26 protein-coding genes are annotated in these 24430 nt (G+C 45.5%); 6 read left to right on the plus strand and 20 right to left on the minus strand.

Annotation, left to right across the window (positions count from 1 at the left end; all coding sequences use genetic code 11):
• Positions 1-2 precede the first annotated feature (2 nt).
• The 5 genes from H8S84_RS01305 to H8S84_RS01325 form a co-directional block, all read right to left on the minus strand.
• Positions 3-1571: a B12-binding domain-containing radical SAM protein gene (locus H8S84_RS01305; RefSeq protein ID WP_230407012.1), complete on the minus strand. Its 1569-nt coding sequence runs from the start codon at positions 1569-1571 to the stop codon at positions 3-5.
• A gap of 456 nt (positions 1572-2027) precedes the next feature.
• On the minus strand, positions 2028-3170 hold the full coding sequence (locus H8S84_RS01310; protein ID WP_187065471.1) for an App1 family protein: 1143 nt from the start codon (positions 3168-3170) through the stop codon (positions 2028-2030).
• A gap of 55 nt (positions 3171-3225) precedes the next feature.
• The gene (locus H8S84_RS01315) at positions 3226-4056 is read right to left on the minus strand and encodes a M48 family metalloprotease (RefSeq protein ID WP_187065472.1); all 831 of its coding nucleotides are present in this window, start codon (positions 4054-4056) and stop codon (positions 3226-3228) included.
• Positions 4057-4277: 221 nt separating this feature from the next.
• Positions 4278-7127 (minus strand): M16 family metallopeptidase, encoded by a 2850-nt coding sequence (locus H8S84_RS01320; RefSeq protein WP_187065473.1) that lies wholly within the window; start codon positions 7125-7127, stop codon positions 4278-4280.
• 81 nt (positions 7128-7208) lie between these two features.
• Positions 7209-7613, minus strand: a complete 405-nt coding sequence (locus H8S84_RS01325; RefSeq protein WP_187065474.1) for a hypothetical protein — start codon at positions 7611-7613, stop codon at positions 7209-7211.
• Positions 7614-7773: 160 nt separating this feature from the next.
• Between H8S84_RS01325 and H8S84_RS01330 the strand changes: the two genes are divergently transcribed.
• On the plus strand, positions 7774-8853 hold the full coding sequence (locus tag H8S84_RS01330) for a DNA topoisomerase IB (protein ID WP_187065475.1): 1080 nt from the start codon (positions 7774-7776) through the stop codon (positions 8851-8853).
• 288 nt (positions 8854-9141) lie between these two features.
• Here H8S84_RS01330 and H8S84_RS01335 read toward each other — a convergent pair whose 3' ends face one another.
• Positions 9142-9771 carry a DNA-3-methyladenine glycosylase family protein gene (locus H8S84_RS01335; protein WP_187065476.1) on the minus strand — a complete coding sequence of 210 codons (630 nt, stop codon included), beginning with the start codon at positions 9769-9771 and terminating at the stop codon, positions 9142-9144.
• 163 nt (positions 9772-9934) lie between these two features.
• A complete protein-coding gene (locus H8S84_RS01340; RefSeq protein ID WP_187065477.1) occupies positions 9935-10978 on the minus strand; it encodes a threonine aldolase family protein in 1044 nt (347 codons plus the stop codon).
• A gap of 79 nt (positions 10979-11057) precedes the next feature.
• Between H8S84_RS01340 and H8S84_RS01345 the strand changes: the two genes are divergently transcribed.
• A complete protein-coding gene (locus tag H8S84_RS01345; protein WP_187065478.1) occupies positions 11058-11246 on the plus strand; it encodes a hypothetical protein in 189 nt (62 codons plus the stop codon).
• Positions 11247-11354: 108 nt separating this feature from the next.
• Here H8S84_RS01345 and H8S84_RS01350 read toward each other — a convergent pair whose 3' ends face one another.
• Entirely contained in the window at positions 11355-11852 is a 498-nt protein-coding gene (locus tag H8S84_RS01350; RefSeq protein WP_187065479.1) for a metallophosphoesterase family protein, read from the minus strand.
• Positions 11853-12207: 355 nt separating this feature from the next.
• On the minus strand, positions 12208-12846 hold the full coding sequence (gene pyrE, locus H8S84_RS01355) for an orotate phosphoribosyltransferase (protein ID WP_187065480.1): 639 nt from the start codon (positions 12844-12846) through the stop codon (positions 12208-12210).
• Positions 12847-12955: 109 nt separating this feature from the next.
• Between pyrE and H8S84_RS01360 the strand changes: the two genes are divergently transcribed.
• Positions 12956-13636, plus strand: coding sequence for an NUDIX hydrolase (locus H8S84_RS01360; RefSeq protein WP_187065481.1), 681 nt, complete (start codon positions 12956-12958; stop codon positions 13634-13636).
• Here H8S84_RS01360 and coaD read toward each other — a convergent pair.
• From coaD to H8S84_RS01375, 3 genes are all read right to left on the minus strand, one after another.
• Positions 13590-14069 (minus strand): pantetheine-phosphate adenylyltransferase, encoded by a 480-nt coding sequence (coaD, locus tag H8S84_RS01365; RefSeq protein ID WP_187065482.1) that lies wholly within the window; start codon positions 14067-14069, stop codon positions 13590-13592. The two genes, H8S84_RS01360 and coaD, sit on opposite strands and share 47 nt — an antisense overlap.
• Positions 14070-14120: 51 nt before the next feature.
• Positions 14121-15005, minus strand: a complete 885-nt coding sequence (locus H8S84_RS01370) for a DUF3822 family protein (protein ID WP_187065483.1) — start codon at positions 15003-15005, stop codon at positions 14121-14123.
• A gap of 81 nt (positions 15006-15086) precedes the next feature.
• Positions 15087-15578, minus strand: a complete 492-nt coding sequence (locus H8S84_RS01375) for an NUDIX domain-containing protein (protein WP_187065484.1) — start codon at positions 15576-15578, stop codon at positions 15087-15089.
• Positions 15579-15615: 37 nt separating this feature from the next.
• On the opposite strand from H8S84_RS01375, the gene H8S84_RS01380 reads away from it, so the two are divergent.
• The 3 genes from H8S84_RS01380 (at position 15616) to H8S84_RS01390 (ending at position 18272) form a co-directional block, all read left to right on the plus strand.
• Positions 15616-16065, plus strand: a complete 450-nt coding sequence (locus H8S84_RS01380) for a PaaI family thioesterase (RefSeq protein WP_187065485.1) — start codon at positions 15616-15618, stop codon at positions 16063-16065.
• Positions 16066-16339: 274 nt separating this feature from the next.
• Entirely contained in the window at positions 16340-17746 is a 1407-nt protein-coding gene (locus H8S84_RS01385) for an ATP-dependent DNA helicase (RefSeq protein ID WP_187065486.1), read from the plus strand.
• Between the two features lie 79 nt (positions 17747-17825).
• Positions 17826-18272: a DUF1573 domain-containing protein gene (locus H8S84_RS01390; RefSeq protein ID WP_187065487.1), complete on the plus strand. Its 447-nt coding sequence runs from the start codon at positions 17826-17828 to the stop codon at positions 18270-18272.
• 77 nt (positions 18273-18349) lie between these two features.
• Here H8S84_RS01390 and H8S84_RS01395 read toward each other — a convergent pair whose 3' ends face one another.
• The 8 genes from H8S84_RS01395 to H8S84_RS01430 all read right to left on the minus strand — a co-directional run bounded on the left by H8S84_RS01395 (position 18350) and on the right by H8S84_RS01430 (position 24371).
• Positions 18350-18727 carry a DUF423 domain-containing protein gene (locus tag H8S84_RS01395; protein ID WP_187065488.1) on the minus strand — a complete coding sequence of 126 codons (378 nt, stop codon included), beginning with the start codon at positions 18725-18727 and terminating at the stop codon, positions 18350-18352.
• A 1-nt stretch (position 18728) separates the two neighbouring features.
• On the minus strand, positions 18729-19175 hold the full coding sequence (locus H8S84_RS01400) for a hypothetical protein (protein ID WP_187065489.1): 447 nt from the start codon (positions 19173-19175) through the stop codon (positions 18729-18731).
• Positions 19176-19195: 20 nt separating this feature from the next.
• Positions 19196-19645: a DUF2750 domain-containing protein gene (locus H8S84_RS01405; protein ID WP_187065490.1), complete on the minus strand. Its 450-nt coding sequence runs from the start codon at positions 19643-19645 to the stop codon at positions 19196-19198.
• A gap of 119 nt (positions 19646-19764) precedes the next feature.
• Positions 19765-20613: a glycerophosphodiester phosphodiesterase family protein gene (locus H8S84_RS01410; protein ID WP_187065491.1), complete on the minus strand. Its 849-nt coding sequence runs from the start codon at positions 20611-20613 to the stop codon at positions 19765-19767.
• A 79-nt stretch (positions 20614-20692) separates the two neighbouring features.
• Positions 20693-21376: a YggS family pyridoxal phosphate-dependent enzyme gene (locus H8S84_RS01415; protein WP_187065492.1), complete on the minus strand. Its 684-nt coding sequence runs from the start codon at positions 21374-21376 to the stop codon at positions 20693-20695.
• Positions 21377-21552: 176 nt separating this feature from the next.
• On the minus strand, positions 21553-22602 hold the full coding sequence (locus H8S84_RS01420; protein WP_187065493.1) for a vWA domain-containing protein: 1050 nt from the start codon (positions 22600-22602) through the stop codon (positions 21553-21555).
• A complete protein-coding gene (locus H8S84_RS01425; RefSeq protein ID WP_187065494.1) occupies positions 22586-23497 on the minus strand; it encodes a hypothetical protein in 912 nt (303 codons plus the stop codon). The genes H8S84_RS01420 and H8S84_RS01425 overlap by 17 nt, the downstream gene beginning before the upstream one ends.
• Positions 23490-24371, minus strand: coding sequence for a DUF58 domain-containing protein (locus H8S84_RS01430; protein WP_187065495.1), 882 nt, complete (start codon positions 24369-24371; stop codon positions 23490-23492). Before H8S84_RS01430 ends, H8S84_RS01425 begins: the two co-directional genes overlap by 8 nt.
• Positions 24372-24430: the final 59 nt, after the last annotated feature.

Genomic DNA, 24430 nt, shown 5'->3' on the forward strand with positions numbered 1-24430 from the left:
TATTAATGTGCTATTAGTGGCTGCAGTTCTGCAGATGCCCTTTGTTTGATAGTTTTTCTTCTCTCTGCGTGGAGTGGGAATTTATTGGCCGAAGAATCCTGGCTTAACACTGTCAGTGGCAGGAAAGTGGTATCGACTGTAGTAGCATTAGTTATACTTCCCAAACCTGGTTCAGTCAACGGTTCTGCAACTACTGTGCTAGCGTCTCCAGCTGGTTTTATCTTTGAGAGAATCGACTCCAGCACAGGCAGCATGTTATTCAGGTTCTTGGTCTTGATCAGGAAATTCCAGAGAGGCTCAAATTTCTTCCAGCCGCCTGCATACATGAAGTGCTTCAGCTTGTGTTTGTGCGAAGTATGATTCAAGCTGGCCTTAAATATGTTTGACCAACTGTAGAATTCCTTGTATGCCCAATCGTAGCCATTCTTTAGTTCTTCTGCCGTCAGGTTTTTGGTTTTGTATACTACCTGGCGTGTGTCGTACAGGTCCCAGTTGCGGGTAAGTATGCGGCCCTGGCTTTCCATGTCTTTAAAGAGCTGTGTGCCGGGGTATGGCGTAAGCACATGGTAGGTGGAGGTTGTGATGGCATGCTTCACACCCCATTCTACTGTTCTTTTGAACACGTCTTTATCATCATCGTCGAGTCCGAACACAAAGCTGCCGTTGATCATAATGCCCAAGTCGTGCAAGCGATTTACCGCTCGGATATAATCTTTTTCCAGGTTCTGCTTTTTATTGCTTTGCTTCAGGTTGGCAGGCGAAAAGGTCTCGAAGCCTACAAACAAACTACGCAGTCCTGCCTCCGCTGCCTTCTCAATCAGGTTGCCCCGCAGAATAGAATCGACCGTAGCAGCTCCCTGGAAAACGCGGTTCATGCCTTTCAACCCGTTAAACAGCTGACCTGAAAACTTTGCGTTTCCCAAAAGGTGATCGTCCAGGAAGTATAAATGTCTGCCCGGCAGCCTGTCAATTTCAGCAAGTGCATCGTCTACTGCCTGGGTATAAAAGGTTTTGCCTCCTTCAAAAAAAGCGTCTTTGTAGCAGAAGTTGCAATGGTGCGGACAACCTCTGGATACCACAATAGAGTTTGGCACCAGGTAGCGTTCCCGCTTGATAAGGTCACGGCGTATGGGCGGAATTACACTTAAGGTTCTGATGGAAGAACTGTACACTTTGCGCGGCGTCTTGTTCCGGAAATCCTTCAGAAACTGGGGAAACGTTTCTTCACCTGGTCCCAGAAAAATTGTGTCTGCATGACGAGCAGCCTCATCAGGGAGCGAGGTAACGTGAAGTCCGCCAAGTATAACATAAGCGCCCCGGCTCCTGTAGTGGTCTGCCAGCTGGTAAGCCCTGTAGGCATTGGTGATGTATACCTGTATGAGTACCAGGTCTGGGGTATCCTGCAGGTTAAGCTCCTCTACGTGCTGGTCCTGCAGGTCAATTTCATCATCAGGAGATAGATACGCAGCCAGGGTAGCCAGTCCAAGTGGAGGAAACAAGGAATACTTGATCGGTCTCCAAAAGGGGCTTTCGGCTTCTGCGAGTGCAGGCAATATCATTTTTACTTTCATAACTAACGCATATTGAAATAGAGAATGGCTTTCGCACCATTCTACCTGTTATGTTCACCCGCTTTTTATCTATCTGAAGCAGATGCTTTTGATGCTTTGCCAAATGATACTACAATCTTATGTAAAGTACTTTGCATTTCAAAGTAATGTTATATTTTTTTTGATCTTGTCGAAAAGTTAATGAGAATTAGAAGCTGTTATTGCCTTTAATGAGAGGGGATTACTACAATGCCGGACTACCTATAAACCCACTTAATGCATCAGTTAAAGGAAGTTATTGCCATCTGTAGACAGTGATCGGTTTTATACTTGCAGACCATGCAGCTGATCGAATCAGAGGTTAATAAATGGTGAACAGGAGAGTTAAACAGGCAGCCTTGCAAGTATAAAAAAAGAGCCCCTGAAGTATAAACTTATACTTCGGGGGCTCTTTGGAAATGATTTAGTAAATAAATATTACTCGTCGCCGGCTTCGTCTACCTCGGCTTCTTGCTCAACTTCTTTCACCTGTTCTGTAAAGATATATCCGCACTTCGCGGCATGTTCTGCAGCGGCTGCAGTGTCTTTTACCAGCAGCATTTCCACTTCGCCTGCGTCTTTCAACTCATCAAATATTGTCTCTACTTTTTTCGTGTGCTTTTTGATCGCTACATCCCGGATATAAATTGCCATAATGCGGCCCGGATGGTTTTTAACTACCTCCCTATAAATGGCGGCATCCTGTTGGCCGCTGTCGCCGATAAGTACGAAGTTGAGCTTAGGATAGGTAATCAGTATGTTTTCTATTTCTTTATACTTATGACTCATATGATCAGAGTGGCCTAATTTACTTTCGTCAATTCCGAAATCACGTAGCAGGAGAGGGCCCTGCGGAATTTCATTTAGCTCCAGGAAATGGTAGAGCAGGTCGTAGTTGTTCCAGGGGCTGCTGCTGACATAGAAAAACGGGTTGTTGCGCTTGCCGTTACGGCCAAGCTGCAGCGACTTGTAAAACTGCGATACCCCATGGAAGGGGATGCGTGTATGTGCATTGTTCAGCAAAACATTTCTACCAGTCTCCAGCAGGCTGGTAGCTCCGGTGCGCACTATGGTATCGTCTATGTCGGAGATGATGCCATACTCTGCGTCTGGCGGCGGTACTAACACATAAGCTGTTTGCTTTATACCTTGCTCGAAACCCTTCACCGGAGCCTCCACTAACTCCAACTCAATAGGGTGCCATATGTCTTCTAACTCTAGCGGCTCTTCAGGGCGAATGTTTAGTACAAAGTAGCCTTCCACATTGGTAGTGATCTCGTGCTGCTGTCCTTGCAGGGTTAACTGTACACGCGCGTTGGGTATTTCGTCGCTTTCGAAGCGGCGGTACATGTTCAACAGGTTCTCCCAGGTAGTATGGGTTTCTTCAGACTGCAGTATGCCTTTGTCTACCAGCACACGACCTTTTACATAGAGTCGCTCGGGCGTGCCATAGCTGCGGTAAGTTACAATGTGCAGCGGCCTGTTCTGCCAGAGTTTGTCTTTGAGTTTAAACGTAAGGAAGTCTATTTTCTCTTCGGCTTTAAGCACCGACTTAGTTAGTTTCTCTTTTATCTTTTTCATAGTTATACTTTGTAAAACAAAATGCCTGCTGGTAGGGCAGGCATTTCTTATTGGGTTAATTCAGTGCATTTTTCAGCTGCTGAAAATCTGTGTCTGCCGCTGAGGTTGTTTTACAGCCTTTTTGCTGTGCAAGTTGCTGAATGTTCTGAATCCTGTTTCCTGGATCAGGGTGTGTGCTCAGAAACTCCGGTGGACTGCTTTGCTGTGCATCCTGCTGCATCTTGATAAAAAAGCCGGCTGCGCCATCGCAGGCATAATGGTTGGTACCAGCCAGGTAGTCTACTGAAGTGTTATCTGCCTCGGTCTCAGCGTCGCGGCTAAAGCGTAAACCAGCCAGTGATCCGGCCAATTGTGCGGCAATGGTTTTCAGTGTACCGGGATCGTTGCCTAAGGCCACTGAAAGCAGTATGGCTATACCGTAATCGCGCTGCAACTGCTTTACGCTATGACGCTTGTCGGCATGGGCAATCTCGTGGGCAAGTACACCTGCAAAGTGGTCTTCGTCTTCGAGGTACTTTACCAAACCAGAGAAAACATAAATGTGGCCTCCTGGTGTCGCAAAGGCATTCAGGGTGTTGTCGTCTTTTATGATCTTCACCGTCCAGGGGAATTCCGTTCTATACTTTACCTGACCCGAATTTAAAACTCTGTTCACAATACGATCCAGGCTCTGGTAAGCCTGCTGTGTTTTAGCATTCGTACTGTTTCGCTCCAGCAGTTTGCCCTGGGCACGGTACGTAGAGTCTACCTGCTGCGACACCTGTTGTCCAAGTCTGATGTCATCCTGAATCGAAAAAATTACGCCGTCGTTGTCTTCGCAGCTGCTAAAAAGGAGCAGGCTACACAAGGTTATTGCCCATATCGGGAGGTATGCTAATCTATTCATAAAGTATATATCTAATTTTTAATGCAACGCAGCATCTGCTGCAAAAGTATGCTGTCGTATCTACCTGTTCAAAAATAGTGCAGATTTGCTGTTGCAGTCAACTTTACGAAGTTTGCAAGGCGAGTGGTTACAAGTATGGCTTTGGGTGCGGGCTGAAAATGAGTACAAAAAAAAGAGTCCCCGGATAATTCCGGAGACTCTTCTAAAGTGTAGTATGTACCTTATTTTACGGATGAGCTACCGATAGGGTTGCCATTCGTATCAAGTTCAACTACTTCATACTTAAGTGCTTGTAGCTTAGCTAGCACTGTTTTCTTATCACCTACAACTACAATGTGCATGTTGTTTACAGGCAGGTGTTTAGCTGCCAATGCATCAATGTCTTTCTTCGTGATGTTATTCAGGATATCTGTCTGCTTCTTCACATAATCTTTGCTAAGATCGTACTCGATGATGCGACCTAAGAAACCGGCTTTCTGACCTGGTGTTTCATACTTACGTGCATCTGCCTGACCGATAGAGCTCTTCATGAACTTTAACTCGTCTTCGGAGATACCATTTTTGTTGAAGCCTGTAAGCTCATTCATGAACTCCGTTACAGACTCAGCAGTAGCATCGGCACGAACACCGGCAGAAGCAGTAAACGTACCGCCGAATTTGCCGCCGCCGAAGCCAGAACGCGCACCATAAGTATAGCCTTTGTCTTCGCGCAGGTTCAGGTTGATGCGGCTGTTAAAGGCACCACCCAATGCGTAGTTCATCAGGCCAACTTTGTAGTACTCACCGGTTGCATCGTATGGCATAGCCACATAACCGATTCTGATCTCAGACTGTGCTGCATCTGGTTTGTCGATAAAGTAGATGCGGGTCTTGTCAATAGCCGGAGCTTTTGTCTCAGCTACCAGTTTCACATCTTTCTTCTTCCAGTTTTTCAGGAAGTCCAGTTTACCAAGAATCTCTTTCTCCGTGATATCGCCTACCACTACAAGGTTAGCAACAGAAGGAGAGTAGTTATCATTGTAGAACTTCTTCACATCGTCAAGAGTAACGTTTGTTACTGTTGCCACTGTACCAGAAGATGGCATGGCAGAGATATGGTCTGCACCATAAAGAAGCTTGCTGTACACATTGCTCGCAATGGCAGTTGGCTGTGTAGCCTGGTTAGCAATACCTTCAATCTGCTGCTTCTTCAAACGATCAAAGTCATCCTGGTTGAACTTAGGTCTGAACATGCGCTCTTCCATCAGGGCCAGCGTTTTGTCCAGGTTTTTCTTCAGCGACTGTACAGAAACAACTGTCTCATCAGATCCGGCGAATACTCTAACAGAGCTACCTAGCTTGTTCAGCTCATTAGTAAACTCCTCAGAAGTATAGTTCTCAGTGTCCTCGTTCAGCATAGCGGCAGTAAGTGAGCTAACACCTGCTTTGCTCATGTCTTTTGCCGATAGGCGGTGACCACCTGCAATAGAAAGCTGAATAGTTACAGTTGGTATTTCGTCAGACTTAGTACCGATAACTTTCAGGCCGTTCTTGAACTTGGTAGTATAATAGTTAGGTACAGCAACTAATGGAGCCGCGCCAATCTCAGGGCGCTTGCTGCGATCAAAAGTATCAACAGCCTTTGTATACTTCAGGCCACTATACTCATCAGCTGCAGGCATATAGCCATCTTTAGAAACAGTGTAGTTATCTGCTTTGGCAATCATGTCAGATTTGCCTTTAGGTACCACGCTAAGTATAACAGCGTTTTTGCCTTTGATGTACTGGTTGTACACGCGCATTACATCCTCTTTGGTAACAGCGTTAATACGCTTAATCTCCTCCTGGATGTAGTTCGGGTTGTTACGGAATGTCTCGTAAGCTGCCAACTGCGATACTTTGCCGCTAACGCTTGCCATTCTGTTGATCAGGCCGCTCTCTGCAGATGCTTTGAAGCGGATAAGGTCGTCTTCAGTAACGCCACGCTGCTCGAACTCAGCGATAGACTTACGAAGCAGGGCCTCCATATCAGCAAGCTTTGTGTTCTGGAAAGCAGTAACAGAGATACCAAATTCACCGGCAAGCTCAGAAGTTGAGTTAGATGCAGATGCAGAAAGCGCTTTTTGGTCTTTTACAAAGTTCTTGTAGAAGATAGAGTTTCTTCCCTGGCCCAGTACTTCAGCCAATACATCCAGTGCAGCTTCGTCTTTGTGGCCAGCCTCAGGAGTTGGGTACGTCATGCGCAGCATCGGGAAACGAACGTTATCTTCGTAAGAAATATAACGGTCTTTGTCCAGCTTCGCCATCATTGGCTTCATGTCCTGTACGGCAGGGCCAGCAGGAATAGAGCCGAAGTATTTCTCAACTAGTTTCACTACTTCCTCTGGCTTCACGTCGCCGCCTACAGTTACTGTAGCGTTGTTCGGGCCATACCAGCGTAGGAAGAAGTTTTTAAGGTCGTTTACGTTTACACGGTTCAGGTCTTCGATGTAACCGATGGTTGTCCAGGAATATGGGTGGCCATAAGGGTATAGGCTCTGAGATGTTTTCTCGTATACCAAACCATAAGGACGGTTGTCGTAGTTCTGGCCACGCTCGTTCTTTACAGTTTCGCGCTGTACTTCGAATTTCTTCTGTGTTACCGCGTCCAACAGGAAGCCCATACGGTCAGCCTCCAGCCAAAGGGCTGTAGCTAGCTGGTTGCTAGGCACTGTCTCAAAGTAGTTTGTTCTGTCGCGGTTTGTTGTACCGTTCAACGTACCACCCGACTCAGACACGATCTTAAAGTGCTCTTCGTCAGCCACGTTGTCAGATCCCTGGAACATCATGTGCTCAAAAAAGTGCGCAAATCCGGACTTACCTACCTCTTCGCGGGCAGATCCCACATGGTATGTAACATCAACGTGTACTACCGGATCAGAGTGATCTTCGTGTACAATCAGCGTAAGGCCATTGGCCAGCTTATACTTTGAGTAAGGAATAACCAGTTCGTCGCCTTTCTTGGTTACCTTCTCCACGAGCTTTGTCTGAGCTTCTGCTGCGCTTACAATACTAGCTGTAAGCACAATGCTCATCCCGATTTGTTTGATCATGTGAGTTTGATTAAAGTAGAGTTATATCAAACAACAATATAACACCAGGTATTTAAGTTCAAAAATAATATAGACGAATGCCTATTTTGTTTCTCTTAACACCTGTTTTCCGAACATAATCGAAACAGTGAGCGTGAGAAAAGCAATAACCAGCATGGCTGTAGTAAGCAAAAATGCCATGCCTGCCGTTTCAGTGTTTCCAGTTTCCTGCCCTTGCTGCATCATGCCCAACAGTTTAATAAAATATGCTGTTGCGCGCCAGCCCAGGAGCAGTGTTAACAAGCCTGCCTCTGCGGTGCCAAGTATAAACCCCCAGCGGTGGCCGCGGTTAAGAAAGTGTCCTGCAGTAAGTCCTATCAACCCGCCTGCAGCACCTGTTATCAGAGCCGTTTTTGCTTGTTCGCCGGCAAGGTCTACGGCCACTGCGCCACAGGCTAACAGAAAGAAACCGAAGAAGGCATACAGGTAAGAAAGGTTTTTATGCATGATTTCAGGACCGTTTTTAAACGTAGGTGATAGGTACAAATATAGTCAGTTTGCCAAAGCATCCACTACATAGTTAGCTAAAGTATAAAGGTGTTACAAAACTTTTAAAGGCAAGTGTAGTATGATTTGCTTGGGGCAAGATAAATGGCTGCCTCTGAAGATGGCTAGAAAGAACGAAGTACACGAACTATACGCCGACCCTTCCAAATCCGCTTTGGGGGCAGGCCTGAGATATACATCAGACAGTAAACCCGGTTATACCCGTAAAAAAGTAGGCAAAGGCTACCAATACTTAGATGCAAACGGAGATAAGGTCACGGACGAAAAAGTAATGAAGCGCATCAATGCCCTGGTAATTCCTCCGGCATGGACCGATGTCTGGATAGCAAAATCAGCAAAAGGGCATTTACAGGCAACCGGGCGCGATGCAAAAGGGCGAAAGCAATACATCTATCATCCGCAGTGGCAGCAGGCTCGAAGCCTTACCAAGTTCGGACGGATGATCTCTTTTGGAAAGTGTCTGCCAGCTTTGCGGGAGCAGATTGAGCAAGACATAAAATCCCGGCAACTGGACCGCCGGAAGGTAACTGCGCTTGTACTATCTATCATGGATAACGCACTGATACGAATAGGCAACCGGCATTATGCTAAGTCCAATCAATCGTATGGCCTTACAACCCTGCGCGACAGACACGTGAAGTTTAACGGCAGCAGCGTCAAGTTCTCTTTTAAAGGGAAAAAGGGAGTAGAACACGACATCGACCTGAAAGACCGCAGACTTGCCAGGCTTGTTAAGAAGTGCCGCGACATTCCGGGATACGACCTGTTCCAGTACTACGATGAAAACGGAGAGCGGCAAACGCTTGAGTCTGGGGATGTGAACGAGTACCTGCGCGAATCTACCAAGTATGATTTTACAGCAAAAGATTTCAGGACATGGGGCGGTACTGTTCGCATGGTGGAGTGCCTGGAAACAGTGATCGAGGAAAACCCGGAAATGGAAAAGGAGAAAAGTATAAAGGAAGCGGTAAAGCAAGTGGCCAAGGGACTTGGAAACACTCCAAGTGTCTGCACGAAATACTATATTCACCCGGAGGTGGTAAATCTTTTCCGGGAAGATAAACTGCTAAAGTACTTGGAAAAACATGATGTTACTTCCCCTAAGACAAAGAACCTAACAGGTACTGAAGAACTGGTGCTGAAGATGCTGGAGAAAGTAGCTAAAGGGACCGTAGGTTAAAGGAATTAAGGATGTTTTTCTGCAGTTCTGGGTCCAACCACCCCTAGCCCCTCCTTGTCTAAGGCGGGGAATCCGTTTTTATGACTTCTACTGCCTTTTCAATACTACTCTTTACCCTTTTTTGTCATCCTGAAAGGATCTAGTGAGAAGGCAGGTTAAGCAGAAACCATAGAGTATATACTTTTGAAGTATTAGTGGCAGATTCCCCGCCTTAAACAAGGAGGGGGTTATGGGCGGTTGGACCCGGTAAAGAGAGCAATCTTATTGAGTAAGCTTAATCACCGGTTTTTACTTAGGCATATTATCCAGAGACTGCCAGAGGTATTTACTGGCAATAGTGCGGTAAGGTCGCCATACTTCTGATATCTCCTTCATGCGTAATTTGAGTGCTTTACCAGTTTCTTCGAGGCTGTAGTGCCTTTTCATGGCGTTCTGAATGCCAAGGTCATCTAGAGGAAGCACGTCAGGCCTTTCCAGGGCAAACATCAGCAGCATTTCTACAGTCCAGCGTCCAACGCCTTTTATCTGTGTCAGGTGCTGTATCAAATCTTCGTCAGGCATAGCATCAATAGTGGTATGCTCCAAATTACCCTCATTGGCAAAGGCTGCCACGTTTCGAATGTAACCGATCTTCTGGAATGATAGTCCTGCACTGCGAAGTGTCTCGTCAGGCGTTTCCAAAACCAGGCGGGGGTGGGGGTAGCTTTCCGGGAACAGCTCGGTGAATCTCCTGAAAATAGTGGCCGCCACTTTTGTACTAAGCTGTTGCGACACAATAGAGCTGAGTAGTTTAAAGTATAGATCTTCTGATTTAGAAGACTTCAGAGGCTGTCCTTGCCGAATAATAGCTGCCATAATCGGATCTTGAGACAATACAGCCATTGCCTCAGCAGAGGGAAAAGAAGGAGAGGGAGTCATAGTTTTAGGAGTATTAGTAAGTGAACTAACAATGTCATTCGAGCACAGCGAGAAATCTTTACATGATTCTTTCTGCACTAACCTTGGATAGATTTCTCGCTGTGCTCGAAATGACAACTTATTTACTTAAAATGACATCGTCATCAGTTGATAAGTAAAGGTTTTATACTTCCACCTGTTGCTTACTCAGCGACTTAAGAACCTGCAGCGTATGCTGCATCATCTCCTCGGTCACATCCAGGTGGGTTACAAACCGAATCATCTGCGGGCCAAAGGCGGCTGCACGAATCCCTTCTTTCGCTAAAGCTGTTACAAAGTCAGCATCCGTATACTTTTCGTTCAGTTTAAAGATTACAATATTCGTTTCAACTGGCAGCACACTCTCCACATAATCGGTTTGCAGCAGTGTTTCTTCTATGAGTTTGGCTTTCAGGTGGTCCTCCTGCAGGCGATCGATGTTATTTTCCAGGGCATAGATACAGGCAGCTGCTATGTAACCTGCCTGGCGCATACCGCCGCCAAACACTTTGCGTATGCGGCGTGCTCTTTTGATAAATTCTTTGTTGCCTAACAACACAGAACCTACCGGTGCACCAAGGCTTTTAGAGATGCAGATCGAGATACTATCAAAGTATAAACCGTAATCTTTTGCTGCATCGCCGGAGGCAACCAGCGCATTAAAAACGCGTGCGCCATCCAGGTGAAGGGCCAGGTTATGGCGTTTGCACACTTCTGATATAGCTGCAATCTCTTCTAAAGTATAAAATGTACCGCCGCCTTTGTTGCAGGTATTCTCAAGGGCTACCAGTTTTGTTTCCGGGAAGTGTATATTGTCCAGCGGACGAATATTGGCTTCTATTTGTGCTGGCGTCATCTTGCCGCGGTTGCCGTGTACCAGCGCTGTTGACGCACCGGAGTTAAATGCAATGCCACCGCCTTCGTACTGGTGAATATGTGCTGTAATGTCGCAGATAACCTCTGTAAGCGGCTGTGTATGTACTTTAATGGCTATCTGGTTGGTCATGGTGCCGGAAGGGCAGAAGAGGCCGGCTTCCATGCCAAACATGGCTGCAGCTTTTTCTTCCAGCGCATTTACAGTTGGGTCTTCTCCGTACACATCGTCGCCAACCGGGGCAGCAAACATGGCCTGCAGCATTTCAGGAGTAGGTTTTGTAACGGTGTCGGAGCGTAGGTCTGTTATATTCATGTTAATTAGATTCAGAAAAATACTTTACTTTTCAAAAATAATATTTTACTTTTGCCCTTCAAATTAAAATTTTGCAACGATGGGAGTTACTAGACTTAAAAGAAAAGACCGTAAAAATAAGGCAAGAGCAAACAACAAGGTTGCCAGAATTAAGCAGCTATTGTTAACACCTGTTATCAAGAACGTTGACATGGACGAGCTAAGAGCTCAGTTCGGTGAAGCTCCAAAGAACAAAAAAGAAACAACTGAAGAAACTTCAGCTGAGTAGTCTTTTTACGGCAAAGTAAAACCATCTGCCTGCCAACGCTGTGAAAGCTTCGGTTGGCGGGTTTTCAAAAGACTTCAGAGTGTGTTTGCTAGTGCAGGCACACTTTTTTTATGCCCGCTTTCCAAGTTCAATCACCTGCAGGTTCTTTAACTGCCCGGCCTCGATATCAAACCGCACCATAGTTCTAATCTTGTGAAAGCCGTGCTTGCCGGCAGCCCCCGGGTTTATGTGCAGCAGGTTATTCAGGCTTTTGTCCGTCATTACCTTAAGTATATGCGAGTGCCCAGTAATGTATAGCTGCGGCGGGTTCTCTTTTATGCTTTGGCGCACATCAGGGTGGTATTTGCCCGGGTAACCGCCAATATGCGTCATCATTACATCCAGGCCATTTACTGTAAAGCGGTTTACTTTTGGATGCACCTTTCGGATAGCTGCGTCATCAATGTTACCATAAACACCTCTCAGCGGTGCCAACTCACTTAGCTTGTCTGAAACTTCTATACTTCCAAAGTCGCCGGCATGCCAGATTTCGTCTCTGTCTGATAGCAATCGGATAATCTGATCGTCGAGGTAGGAGTGGGTATCGGAGAGGAGGCCTATTTTCATGATCAGGATTTACGGGATTTTGGGATTAACAGGATTGACTCTAGTCCTTCAAACAAAGGTTTTACTCTAACGCAAGAAGACAGTTTTGTCTGTTGTTGATTATCTACTTCAAGATCCCGGGAGGAGAATAGTTGAACAAAATTTAAAACCCTTGCGCTACCTTCTCAAAAGAACTTTTACAATGCCTAATTCGACCAAGATTCTTTCAGGATGACAAAAGATATAAGGTGCTACACGAAGTATAAGAGGAGCAGCAAGTATAAACTCCCCTCCTTGGATAAGGAGGGGCAGGGGTGGTTGGACATAGGCTGCAAAAATCCCATCCATCCACTATTCCTGAAAATCCTGATTCAGACTACAAGCCCCAGGTCTCAGGTGATCTTCTCCAATCAGCTAAAGCATCCATGGCACTCTCCGGAATGTAACCATTTGCGAGCGCAGCCTCCGTTAAAGCATTGTAATTACTCAGGCAATGTAACGGAATACCTGCTTTTCTGAAATTCTCTTCTGCCACAGCAAAGCCATAGGTGAAAATGGCAGCCATACCTACAACTTCGGCACCAGCAGCCTTAACGGCTTCAGCGGCTTTAAGTGAACTGCCACCTGTCGAGATCAGGTCTTCTACCAACACAATTTTCTGTCCTTCTAAAATACGACCTTCTATCTGGTTGCCCATGCCGTGCTTCTTCGGCTCCGGACGAACATACAGGAATGGCATCTCCAGGCAATCGGCCACCAGCGCACCCTGTGCTATACCTGCGGTGGCAACACCGGCAATGGCCTCGGCATCCGGGTAATTTTGCCTGATAAGTTCAGCCAGCTGCTGCTTAATATAACTGCGGATGTACGGAAAGGAAAGTGTAACGCGGTTGTCGCAGTAAATAGGTGAGTTCCAGCCGCTGCTCCACTTAAACGGCTGCTCTGGTCTTAGTTTTACGGCCTCTGTCTCTAGCAAGTATGAGGCTACCTGATGTGCTGTGTTCGTAGATTCCATGGGTCGAATTTACGTAAATTATCTTCCTTTTTGAGTTGAGGAGCTTTGATTAACGTGATTTATTTATCTATTTGTGTAAATTTCGCATTCATCCCACGTATCAAACTGCATGAACGTTTTTATAAACGATATTCCGCTGATCCTGAAGAAAGCATCTGAAAAGGTGTACAAGCATGAGTATGACCTTATTCTGAAGTCATCCGATCATTTTACATCCAAAGACTTGGTGGGAGATGTGCTGATAAAAGATGCAGATGCTTTGTTGATTGACCGTTTGGTGCGCCTGATGGAGGTGAAAAAGCTAAAGAAACTCCGCTCACTTACGCTGATTACCGATAAAAAGAAGCGTTTGATCGAGCACCTCAAAGATCAGTTCAAAATTGTGAAAGCAGCCGGCGGTTTGGTGGTAAAAGACGGAAAGATTCTGATGATGTACCGCCTCGGCGTGTGGGACCTTCCAAAAGGTAAGCTCGACAAGAAAGAGAAGGTAAAAGAAGGCGCCGTACGTGAGGTGGAAGAGGAATGCAATATTAAGGTGGAAGTGATTGAGAAGCTGCCTAAAACCTGGCACTCCTATGCCTACAAAGGCAAAAAGATATTGAAGAAAACCAGCTGGTTCCTGATGAGCTGCTCCGACGATAGCCTAATGAAACCACAGGCAGAGGAGTTTATAGAAGAAGTGCGTTGGATGACACCGGAAGAAGTACTGGCTGTGTTACCGAACGCTTATACTTCCATTGCTTTTATTGTGCAACACTATCTGCAATCTCAGAAAACCGGAAAGGTATAAACTCATCCACATTACCGCCAAATCGGTGAATCTCACGGATAATAGAAGAGCTGATAGCTGCCAGTTGCGGTGAGGTGATCAGAAACACGCTTTCGAGGTCGTGGTTCACGTGCTTGTTTGCCTGGGCTATAGTATTTTCGTATTCAAAGTCGGTGGTGTTACGCAGGCCGCGCAGCAGAAACTGAGCACCTTTTTCGCGGGCATACTCTGCAGTAAGGCCTTTAAAGGTGTCTACTATAATGTTGGGCTGGTCAGCAAACAGCCGTGTCATCACCTCAAACATTTTCTCAACTGGAATATAGCGCTGTTTGCTGCTGTTGTTGCCAATTGCCACAATCACCTCATCAAACAGTTTAGATCCGCGCATCACCACATCGTAATGTCCGTTCGTGAATGGGTCAAATGATCCGGGGAAGAGGGCAATGCGTTTCATTTTAGTTGGGAAATGTTTTAAGTTCTAAACAAGAAATAGCTCTTTGACTTTCTACTCGCAAAGGTGCATGCTGTACAGCTCAAAATACCGGTGCTCAAACATGTCGTGGAATTTATAGCTGTATTCTACATCGGCAGGTTTTTTACCTAGTTTGATGTGGCGGATATACTTTTGCAGCGTGGTAAACAGGGTAGAGTCATGGGTGATATCGCCCCAGACAGTGATAGTTTCCTGTTCTGGGTTCAGTTTCTGCTCTTGCATCACAAAAATGATGTAGTAGATGAAATCCTCTGGACTCAGGTAATGAAAGATATTGCAGAACTCTAATCCATTCTGACTTACCACCAGCACCGTTACATAGTTGCGTTCCACAAAAGCATAGATTCTGCGCTCGGTACGACTAGCCTGCAAAAGTATACTTTTGATCAGGGCACTTGTCTGGTGTATAAACTGTACTTGTTTGTCAGGAAAAATGTACTGCAGAGCCTCATAGATGGCGGCATCCAGTGCAAAAATATTTACAGCCTCAAGGCCACTGTGCCTGTAAGACAGAATCACATCCTGCTCCGGATTTACCTGGCTGTGTAGGATCAGGTAATCGTTCTGGTGTTCCGGGTCGTAAAGAGTTTCAGGTACCAGGGTAAAATGCTGGTTACTTACCGACACCCGTACCGTTTGCCAGTTTTTCTCCTGCAACAGCGGATTCTCTGAAGCCACGAGGCGCAACTGTTCAGCCACCTGTATGGCATTAAAAACCGATACCAGTTCATAATCCTCCAGTACTACAAACTTATTACGGTTTGTATCTACCACAGCCAAACGTATCGCTTTATGGCTTACCGAGATGTACAGATTGCAAACCTGTGCCTGTGCCAGCGAAAAAGCTTCGTCGTGTATTTTGTGGGAGAGCCGGAAGTGTATGCTTGTTGTGTTCAAAGTATGGATGTTAAAGCAATGCCAAATGGCCGTTGTACTGCCTGTGCAAGTATATAAAAAATATGGCAAACGGCAGCACGCCTAGTTGCCGGAGATAAAATAATGATCCTGACCCAACAGGTCATCTAGTGAGATCAGATGCTGTAGTACGCGGTGTTTGTCAGGTATGGGTATGGATTGAACTTCTTTGATACTCAGCCACTGTACCTTTTCGATTAATTGCTGGTCCTGCTTCAGTTCCGGATCAGTGCCAGTCGCCAGTTCGCCGTCTGTTATACTTACTTCAAAAAAGAGCTCCACAGCATGCAGTGGCGGCTGCAGAAACTCATTTGTGAAAAGGAAGCGGTTTACCTTTACATGCAGCCCGGTCTCCTCCAGCATTTCGCGTTGCAGGCAGTCCTGTATAGTTTCGCCGTAGGAGAGGCCCCCACCCGGAGGTATCCAAAAAGCTTTGTTGCCAATAGTATGTTCATGTTTTACCAGCAGCAGTTTATCGTTTTCGATGCAGATGCCGCACACCCGTATGCGCACTTTATCGGCATAGCCAGCGGCTTTAGGATTTAGTTCTGCCATGTTTGTTAAGCAAAGGGTTTGGTCGTAAATTTACAGAATGATTCAAACGTTTAATCCTGATTTTGAACAGGACATACGCGAAAAGCTGGAGCGACAGGAGTTCATGAAGCTCATGGGCTTTAATGTAACAAAGATAGAAGTTGGACGGGTAGAAGGCGAGCTTATACTTGAACAAAAACACAAACAGCATAAAGGTTTTGCCCACGGAGGCGTTATAGCCACTCTTGCCGACATTGTAGCAGGTTTTGCCGCAGTCAGTCTTGTTCCAAAAGGCCATCATGTGGTTACCGCCGAAATCAAAGTATCCTACTTTCATCCAGGAGTAGGTGATAAGCTGATAGCGAAAGGCTACGTACTAAAGCAGGGCCGTAAACTAAACTTTTGTGAGGCAGAAGTATATGTAGTTTGTGGAAACGACGAACCGCTATTAATTGCCAAAGCAACTACAAGTATGGCTAACATTACGCCGGAAGAGTTAAAGAGGTAGAAAATAAAGAGTAGGGGCTGGCCTAAATTTACAGCGTGAGCTTGTTGATTTCAACGATGACTAAATCAGAAATGCTATACTTTGCATCCTGATATTCTAAACTGTTAATTATACCTCAGGCAAAGGATTTATAAAGCATCTTTTTCTGTTGTGTAGCAGGAGTAGATGGTGTGGTTGTTTCTAAGTTCGAATCCACCTCTAGCCCCTCCGAGTAGTGAATTATAGAAGTACCACTCATTCATAATTCGAAATTCATCATTCATAATTCTTATAAATGCGCCCAGTAGAAGCCTTACGTTCCAGTTTTCCTTTTGAGCCAACCGAGGACCAGGCGAAGCTTTTTACGAAGCTGGATGAATTTATACTTAATAAAGAACAGGAACGACAGGTGTTTCTGCTGAAAGGCTATGCCGGTACGGGTAAAACAACTGTGGTTACTTCACTGGTAAAAATCCTGAACAAGTTTGGCTATAAGTATGTGCTTTTGGCTCCAACAGGCCGTGCTGCCAAAGTAATGTCCAGCTATAGCGGAAAGCCTGCGCATACTATCCATAAAAAGATCTACCGCCAAACAGCAAATCCATTCTCAGAGGGTCTCACCTTTACCCGAATGCCTAATAAATCTGATAACACGGTTTATATCGTGGATGAGGCCTCTATGATTTCTGATGAGAGCGGATTTGGTGAAAATGGTTTGCTACTGGACCTGCTGCAGTACGTGTTCGAGAAAAAAAACAACAAACTGTTGCTGATAGGCGACACTGCTCAGCTGCCTCCGGTGGGGCAAACACTCAGCCCTTCTTTGGACAGCGAGTACATGAAAAGTAACTTCCGTTGCCATGTGCAGCAGATGGAGTTAAAACAGGTAATGCGCCAGGCAGAATCTTCGGGAATTCTGATGAACGCCACGCAGCTACGCGACCGCATGAAGCAGGAGAAGCTGGAGATAAAACTGTTTACCAAAGGCTGGCGTGATATTTACCAGATGACTGGCGAAAAACTGGAGGATGGCTTACGCTATGCCTATGATAAATTTGGCATTGAAGGCACGATTGTGATCTGCCGCTCCAATAAGATGGCTAACCTCTATAACCAGCACATCCGCAGGCGTATTTTCTTTGCAGAGGATGAGATAGGAGTGGGCGATTACCTGATGATTGTGCGTAATAACTACTTCTGGCTGCCAAAGGATTCTGATATCGGGTTTATGGCCAACGGGGACTTTGTAGAGGTTACCAAGATCATTCGCTACGAAGATATGTATGGCTTTAGGTTTGCCGATGTGCGCGTACGCTTTATAGACTACCCGGATGCACCGGAAGAAGAAGTAAAGATCATGCTAGACACTCTCTATACTGATGCTCCGGCGCTGCCTGCTGACCAGAACAAGAAGCTGTATGAAGAGGTGCTGCAGGATTATATGGATATCAAAAACAAGCGGGAACGATATAAAGAGCTGAAAAAGAATCCGTACTTAAACGCACTGCTAGTAAAGTTTGCCTATGCCTTAACCTGCCACAAAGCGCAGGGTGGCCAATGGAAGGCTGTGTTCGTGGATCAGGGCTTTTTGAAGGAGGACATGGTAAACGAAGAGTTTGCCAGATGGCTCTATACAGCTCTTACACGTTCGTCGGGGGAACTGTACCTGCTGAACTTTAACCAACAATTATTAGTTAGCTGACAAAAGAAAATATTTATCGCATCGTTTTTGCTGTAATACAAGTATAATAGCTATCGCATTAACCTTAATCCTTTACAAAATGAAAAAAATACTTCTTTCTTTCGCATTTGCTGCACTTGTTGCTGGCGGCGCTGTGGCGCAGGAAAAACCAAAAGCTAAGGCTTCGGCTCCACAAGAGCAGGCAGTAAATGGTCCGGTTCTTACGTTTGAAGAGTCAGAGTTTAACTTTGGCGATATCACCCAAGGCGATGTGGTAGAACATGTGTTCAAATTTAAAAACACTGGTACACAGCCGCTTGTTATTGAGCGTGTAGATGTTACCTGCGGTTGCACCACTCCAGCCTGGACAAAAGAGCCGGTAATGCCTGGTAAAACTGGTACCGTAACAGCTAAGTTTAATAGTGCAGGCAAACTAGGCCAGCAGAAGAAGCCAATTACGATACACTCTAACTCTGCCGATGGCGTGAAGTATGTGTACATCGTAACTAACATCAAAGAGAAATCAGGTGCGAGCGCAAAGCAGTAATTTGTAATCGCAATTATACTATAAAAGAGAAGGGCTGCCATAAATTGGCAGCCCTTCTCTTTTATACTTATTTATACTTATAGCGCTTTTAAAACGGCATAGAACAGAGCGCCCCAGCCAACAATAAACAATGTTCCGCCAATAGGAGTAATGGCTCCTAACCAGGTGATACCTGTAGCACAAAGCACATATAGCGAACCTGAAAAGATAAGTATACCCAGAAAGAAGCACCACGCTGCTACCTGCAAAGCCGGCTGCTCTACCCTGAATAATAGTAAGCCTACTGCCAGTAAGGCTAGGGTATGGTACATTTGGTACTTCACGGCAGTCTCAAAGGTGTCTACGCGGCCAGTACTCTCCAACATTTTAGCCAGGGCATGCGCACCAAATGCGCCAATGGCAACAGTTATTGCACCCAGCGCACTGGCGATAAGGAGTATCGTTTTTTGTGTCACTTTAAAATTTAATTTTTATTCTTCCAGGCTCAATTTTATCATTTAACACAGCTGTAAGTGCTCCCAGGATAAATCCGAAGAGAGTTGCAAAAAATATAATTCCAACTAATCCAAATAATGGGATAGATGTTCTGTCCACACTAGTTATAAAGAGTATGATGTACAAACAAAATGCGTAGTTTGAGATCATCCCTGCGGTAAGTGCCTTATCGTAAGTTAACCTATGTCTGCAAAGCAAAGAGCTGAATACAATAGCAGCCGGCGCTGTAAGCAGGTAAGGTATAAACAGCGATAAGCCTGAGGATATTGCTGTTATAGCAATTCCCGTGAATTCGTAAAGAATGTTGAAGATAACATTCTTAAACAAGAAAAGACTGGCCAAACATACACCTGGCACTATGGAAGCAATAAGAAGTTTCCGTTCGACCTCTTTTAGTCTACTCAGCATCTTAGCAAGTATGACAGTTACTACTCTTCGCCCTCCAGCGCCTCTATTACCTGCTCTTCAAACTCCTGCTGGCTGTCGTATTGCGTAAACTCCAGCGTTTTATCCTGCGCCTTCAGTTCCTGCACTACATCCAATGCAACTTCCAGCGGCTCCACTTCTTTTCCGCTCAGGTCAGATGTCCAGTTCGCACCAACTAACAAAGCGTCGCTATACATGCCCACGCACCAGTTCTCCAAGAACTCCACAACTGTGATAGATTCTGGTGTATAGTCTGCCCAGTCGTCTTCGGCACAGGCTTTTGCCCCAGCCTGATCAGACCAGAACAGGATTACCTCAGTGTCTTCGAACTCAGCAGAGCTGGACGTAGCCCAGGTGTCGTCTTTGGCAAGGCCCCATACTTTGTTCGTTTCTACAATTGTTTTGATAAACTTCTTGTAGCTTTTCTCTATGTCGGCTGTGCTTTGGGTCATAGTGTTACTTTTTTAATGTGTCAGATCAGATACAAAGGTGTATACTTTTGAGAATAGAAGAAAGATATGTTTTTTATAATTTAACCGTTATTATTGTTTTAAAACGTAAGCTCCCTCTATTACAGCTCTTTAAACAGGTTCGGGTAATCTGTGATCACACCATCCACACCTATTGCTTTCAGATCTTTTATCTCCTGCAGTGTGTTTATTGTCCAGGGAATGACTTTCATGTTTAAATTATGTGCTTTTTTAACAAGACCAGGTGTTACAAGTTTATAGTAAGGGCTGTAAATATCTGGAGTAAAGCCCAGTAGGTCTAGGTTTTTTTTCAGGCCATACCTGTTTTCGACCAGCAGTGAAGTTTTTATTTCAGGATATTTCTGCTTTACAACCTTCAGTGTGCGCACGTCAAAAGACTGAATAATAACATATCGCTCCACACCCTTTCCAAGTATAACAGCCATTAGCTTATCTACAAATTCTTCTGGGGCAGGATGGTAAATACCGTCGCCGGAAGGCTTCGATTTTGTTTCGATGTTGTAAAATACCTGTGCTAACTGCCTAGCCTTTATATTAGCCTGCACTGTATCAAAAATCTCCGCTAAAAGTGGCTTGTGCGCCTTCTGTAGTTGCTGCTCTGGGAATTTTTTGTAAAACTTAGAGCCTACGTCATACTTTTTGATATCGCTGTAATCTAACTGGTAAAGTATGTGCTGCTTAGCCTGAGTAGCCGGTATTTCCTTACCTGCAGGCAATAGTTCATGCTCTCGGTTAAAGTATGGATCGTGTGAGAGGAATACTTTACCATCTTTGCTGATGTGGGTATCCATTTCAAGGGTAGTTACGCCTAACTCCAGCGCCTTTAGCATGGCGGGTATGGTGTTTTCGGGAAACAAGCCACGCGCGCCTCTATGGCCTTCCATGTCGAAGGCTGGCAATTGTACAGTAGCAGTGGACGTGGGCTCCATGTTTTTCAATGTTTTACAGGCAGAACAAGAAATAAGCAAAAGGGCGGCACCAAGAATGATCTTGTGCACTGGCTTATACTTAGCGGTTGTAGTTCCTGTTGCCAAATATACCGCTGCCCACCCGAATCATGGTGCTGCCTTCCTCTAAGGCAATTTTCCAGTCAGATGTCATGCCCATAGATATCTCTTTAAAATCATCATTTGCAAAAAAGTATTTCTCTTTCAGATGTAAGAAGTTGTACCGTAATTGGCGGAACTCACCGCGCAATTTACCTTCATCGTCAGTGTTGGTGGCAATGCCCATTACGCCTGTTATCCGGATATACTTCATCTGGCGATACTCCTCCGACTGCAATATGGCTTCTGCTTCTTCCATCGTCATGCCATACTTTGTTTCCTCGTCAGCTATTGATATCTGCAGCATGCAGTTTACCGGGAGGGTGCGGTTAAACTGCTCGGCGCGCTTGTTAATCTCTACTAAAAGCTTCAGGCTATCAACGGACTGGATGGTATCTACAAACTGCGCGATATACTTTACTTTGTTTGTTTGCAGGTGACCGATCAGGTGCCAGGCAATATCGTGGGGAAGTAGGTCGCGTTTCTCAACTAGTTCCTGCACTTTGTTTTCGCCAAACAGCCTGTGTCCTGCATCATACGCTTCCTGAATCGTTTTTATTGGGTGTGTTTTAGTAACAGCTATCAGGCGGCAGGGGGTGTTTCTTAATTGCTCGTCAAAGTATAAAATGTTGTCTTTGATGCTCATAGTTTATAGTTGTATTTGCGAAATCTGATTTATGGCTCTTATACGGAGCAAGGATAATTATAAGCTGTTTTAGTGTGCATGTGCAGGTATGGCTGGTGTTGTTGCTTTATAACCGACGAGATGTTCACTGATCTTAAAGGCGCTATGATTTCACTGCAATAATTCTCTAACTCCATCTAGTCTTCCAACACATTGGTGATAAAAGTGTTTTTGAGCAGCATCCAAAACAGCAGCAGGAGCAATGCCCACTTTAGGTATACCTGGTAATAGTCGCGGGTGTCCCGGAAACGCTTTTCTGTTACCTCCGTTTTCTCCAGGCGGTTGATGTTCTGGAAAATCTGCTGCAGCGCATTTTTAGAATCTGCTCTAAAGAACTGGCCTTCGCCGGTTTGCGCTATCTGCCGAAGGCTTGTCTCATCCAGTTTAGTCTCTACGTAAAGTGTCTGGCCTGTTTCGTCTTTGTAGGCTACCTGCCCGTCTTTGCCAATGCCGATAGTATATAACTTAATTCCATAAGCATATGCCAACTGCGCAGCCAACTCTGGGTCCAGGCTTCCGGCAGTGTTCTCGCCGTCGCTTACAAGTATGATTACCTTGCTTTTGGCATCGGAGTCGCGCATGCGGTTAATGGCCACAGCCAGCGCACTTCCTATGGCTGTACCGTCGTTAGCTATCATCTTGAACCCGATAGATTTTATACTTTCGCGAAGTAATTCATAATCGGTGGTAAGCGGGGAAAGGGAGTAGGCATCTCCAGCAAATACAACCATTCCTATCCTGTCCTGTACGCGCCCGCTTATAAAATCAAGGGCGACTTCTTTGGCAGCAGCCAGGCGGTTGGGTTTGATGTCAGTCAGTTCCATCGACCCAGATACATCCAGAGCCAGCACAATATCGATACCTGCTGCCGTTTGCTCTATTTGCTCATTTACACGCTGTGGCCTGGCCAATGCCACCAGCACCAGCATAATAAACAGCATAAACAAAATAGTAGGGATATGGCGAAGCAGGCTGATCCACTGCCATTTAATTTTACCTGAGAATAGGGCTAGGTCCAGTTTGCTTTTGGCGCTGAGCGAGAACAGCCACCGTAGCACAAATAGCAGCAATACCACCGGCAGCGCATAAAGTACCAGCGGATACACCCAATCAAAAGAGCGAAGAGTGCTGTAGCTAAACCACTCCGGGTCAAGCCAATCCCAGAAGTCGTCAGGCAGTCTTTGCATTCCTTATCAGTTCTCGTTGTGTTTTGTAGCGGCCTTTGGCAAATCTGCGCAGCATTCCTAGGGCCTGCTTTGTTTCCGTGTCTGCTTCGGCTGCCACGTTACCGTAAATGGCTTTGTCACAGGTGCGCAGGGCTGTATTCACGATTTCGTCGTCGTTGTAGTATTCAACAATCTCCTTCGTGGTAAATGAGTTAATGGCGCTTCGCTCCAGCTTGGTCAGGTAGTTCTTCCATAACGAAACAGCCTTTTCCATACTTTGAGAGGAGCCTGACTTTACAAACCTGTCCAGGTGCGAGTTGTAGCGCGAAGCAAAGTATAAATGGTCTTTTCGGAGCCGGTAAAGTTTATACTTGCGGATGATTGCCTGTCCGAAAACAAACCATATTAAGCTAGCAAATACCAAACCTGCCACTATGTAGACCAACATCATTGGCCAGTTAAAGCGCTGCTCAACAACAGCCAGTTTCGTGTTGTCTTTTATAGATAGCGGCTCCTGCACTTTACTAACCAGTTGCTGCACCTGCACGGCATCAGCGGTGGCAAACACTTGTATGGTATCCGCTCCCTGTAAAATATATACCGGTAAAGCCAGTTGTTGCACCGGAATAGTTTCGAAGGTTCGCAAAGTATAAACTGCGCTGTCGGTACTGATGCCCGCTTTGGTGGTGGTAGGGAAATACGTTTTAGCTACAAACTCAAACGGGGTAAAGTTATAGTTGGAGTCGGGGAGGATAACCTCTTGTGTTGCAGGGTGCTGATGCACTAAAGAGTATTGCAGTAACTGGCCTAGTTTTGCTGTGTCCTGGGCAAAACCGCCTACAGGTTTGCGTAGTTGCTGCCCCTGTAATGGCCCCTGTAACAGAAACAGAAGTATAAATAAAAAGATGTTACGCACTTCGCTTTGTAGTTTTGTTTCTTAGCCTGAACAGGTTGATTAGCTGCGGCACATAATCCTCGTTTGTCTGGATGGCCAGGTAATTTGCCTGGTACTTTTGGCAGATGCGCACCACTTTGTCCTGGTTCTCTGTATAGCGTGCGATAAACTTTTTCTGAAACTCATCACCGGATGTGTTCAGCCACACTGTTTTGCCGGTTTCCTTGTCAAGAATCGGAACAATACCCATTGGCGGCACCTTCTGCTCCCGTATATCCTGCAAATGGATGACAATCAAATCGTGTCGCTTGGCCAGCATGGCAAGCTCCTTCTCATAATTCACATCAATAAAATCAGAGATGAGCAAGATAATGCTGCGGCGCTTAATAATGTCCAGGGTAAGTTTAATGCCTGCAGCTAGGTTAGTTTTAACAGACTGTGGCTTTAGCTCGTTTAGAGCTTTGATAATCGTATAAGCCTGCTGTATACCTTTTGCCGGTTTAATGTATTTCTCCTTTTGGTCGGAGATGCACACAATGCCTATCTGGCTCTGCTGTTGCGCTGCAGACAGGGCAAGAACACCGCAGATCTCTTTGCCTACATCAATTTTCTGCTGCTTTCCGGTGCCTATACTTTGCGAGGCACTTACATCCAGCATCAGGAATACGGACTGTTCTTTTTCTTCGCGGTATGTTTTAACAAAGGTACCGTGCCCCTTGGCAGATACATTCCAGTCTATAGAACGCACGTCGTCGCCGTACTGGTACGAGCGCACATCATCAAATTCCAGCCCTGTTCCTTTGAAAACAGAATGGAAGTCGCCCTGCATTTGCGTGGTAATGGCCTTGCGAATGCGTATCTCATACTTGCGTAGCTTCTGAACAAGCTCTTTCATGGTACGATTACTATAGCCTCAGATTTTAAAATTATGATATATTCTCGTAATTTTCAGCT

It is taken from the genome of Pontibacter cellulosilyticus, from assembly GCF_014306105.1.
Taxonomy (GTDB): Bacteria; Bacteroidota; Bacteroidia; order Cytophagales; family Hymenobacteraceae; genus Pontibacter; species Pontibacter cellulosilyticus.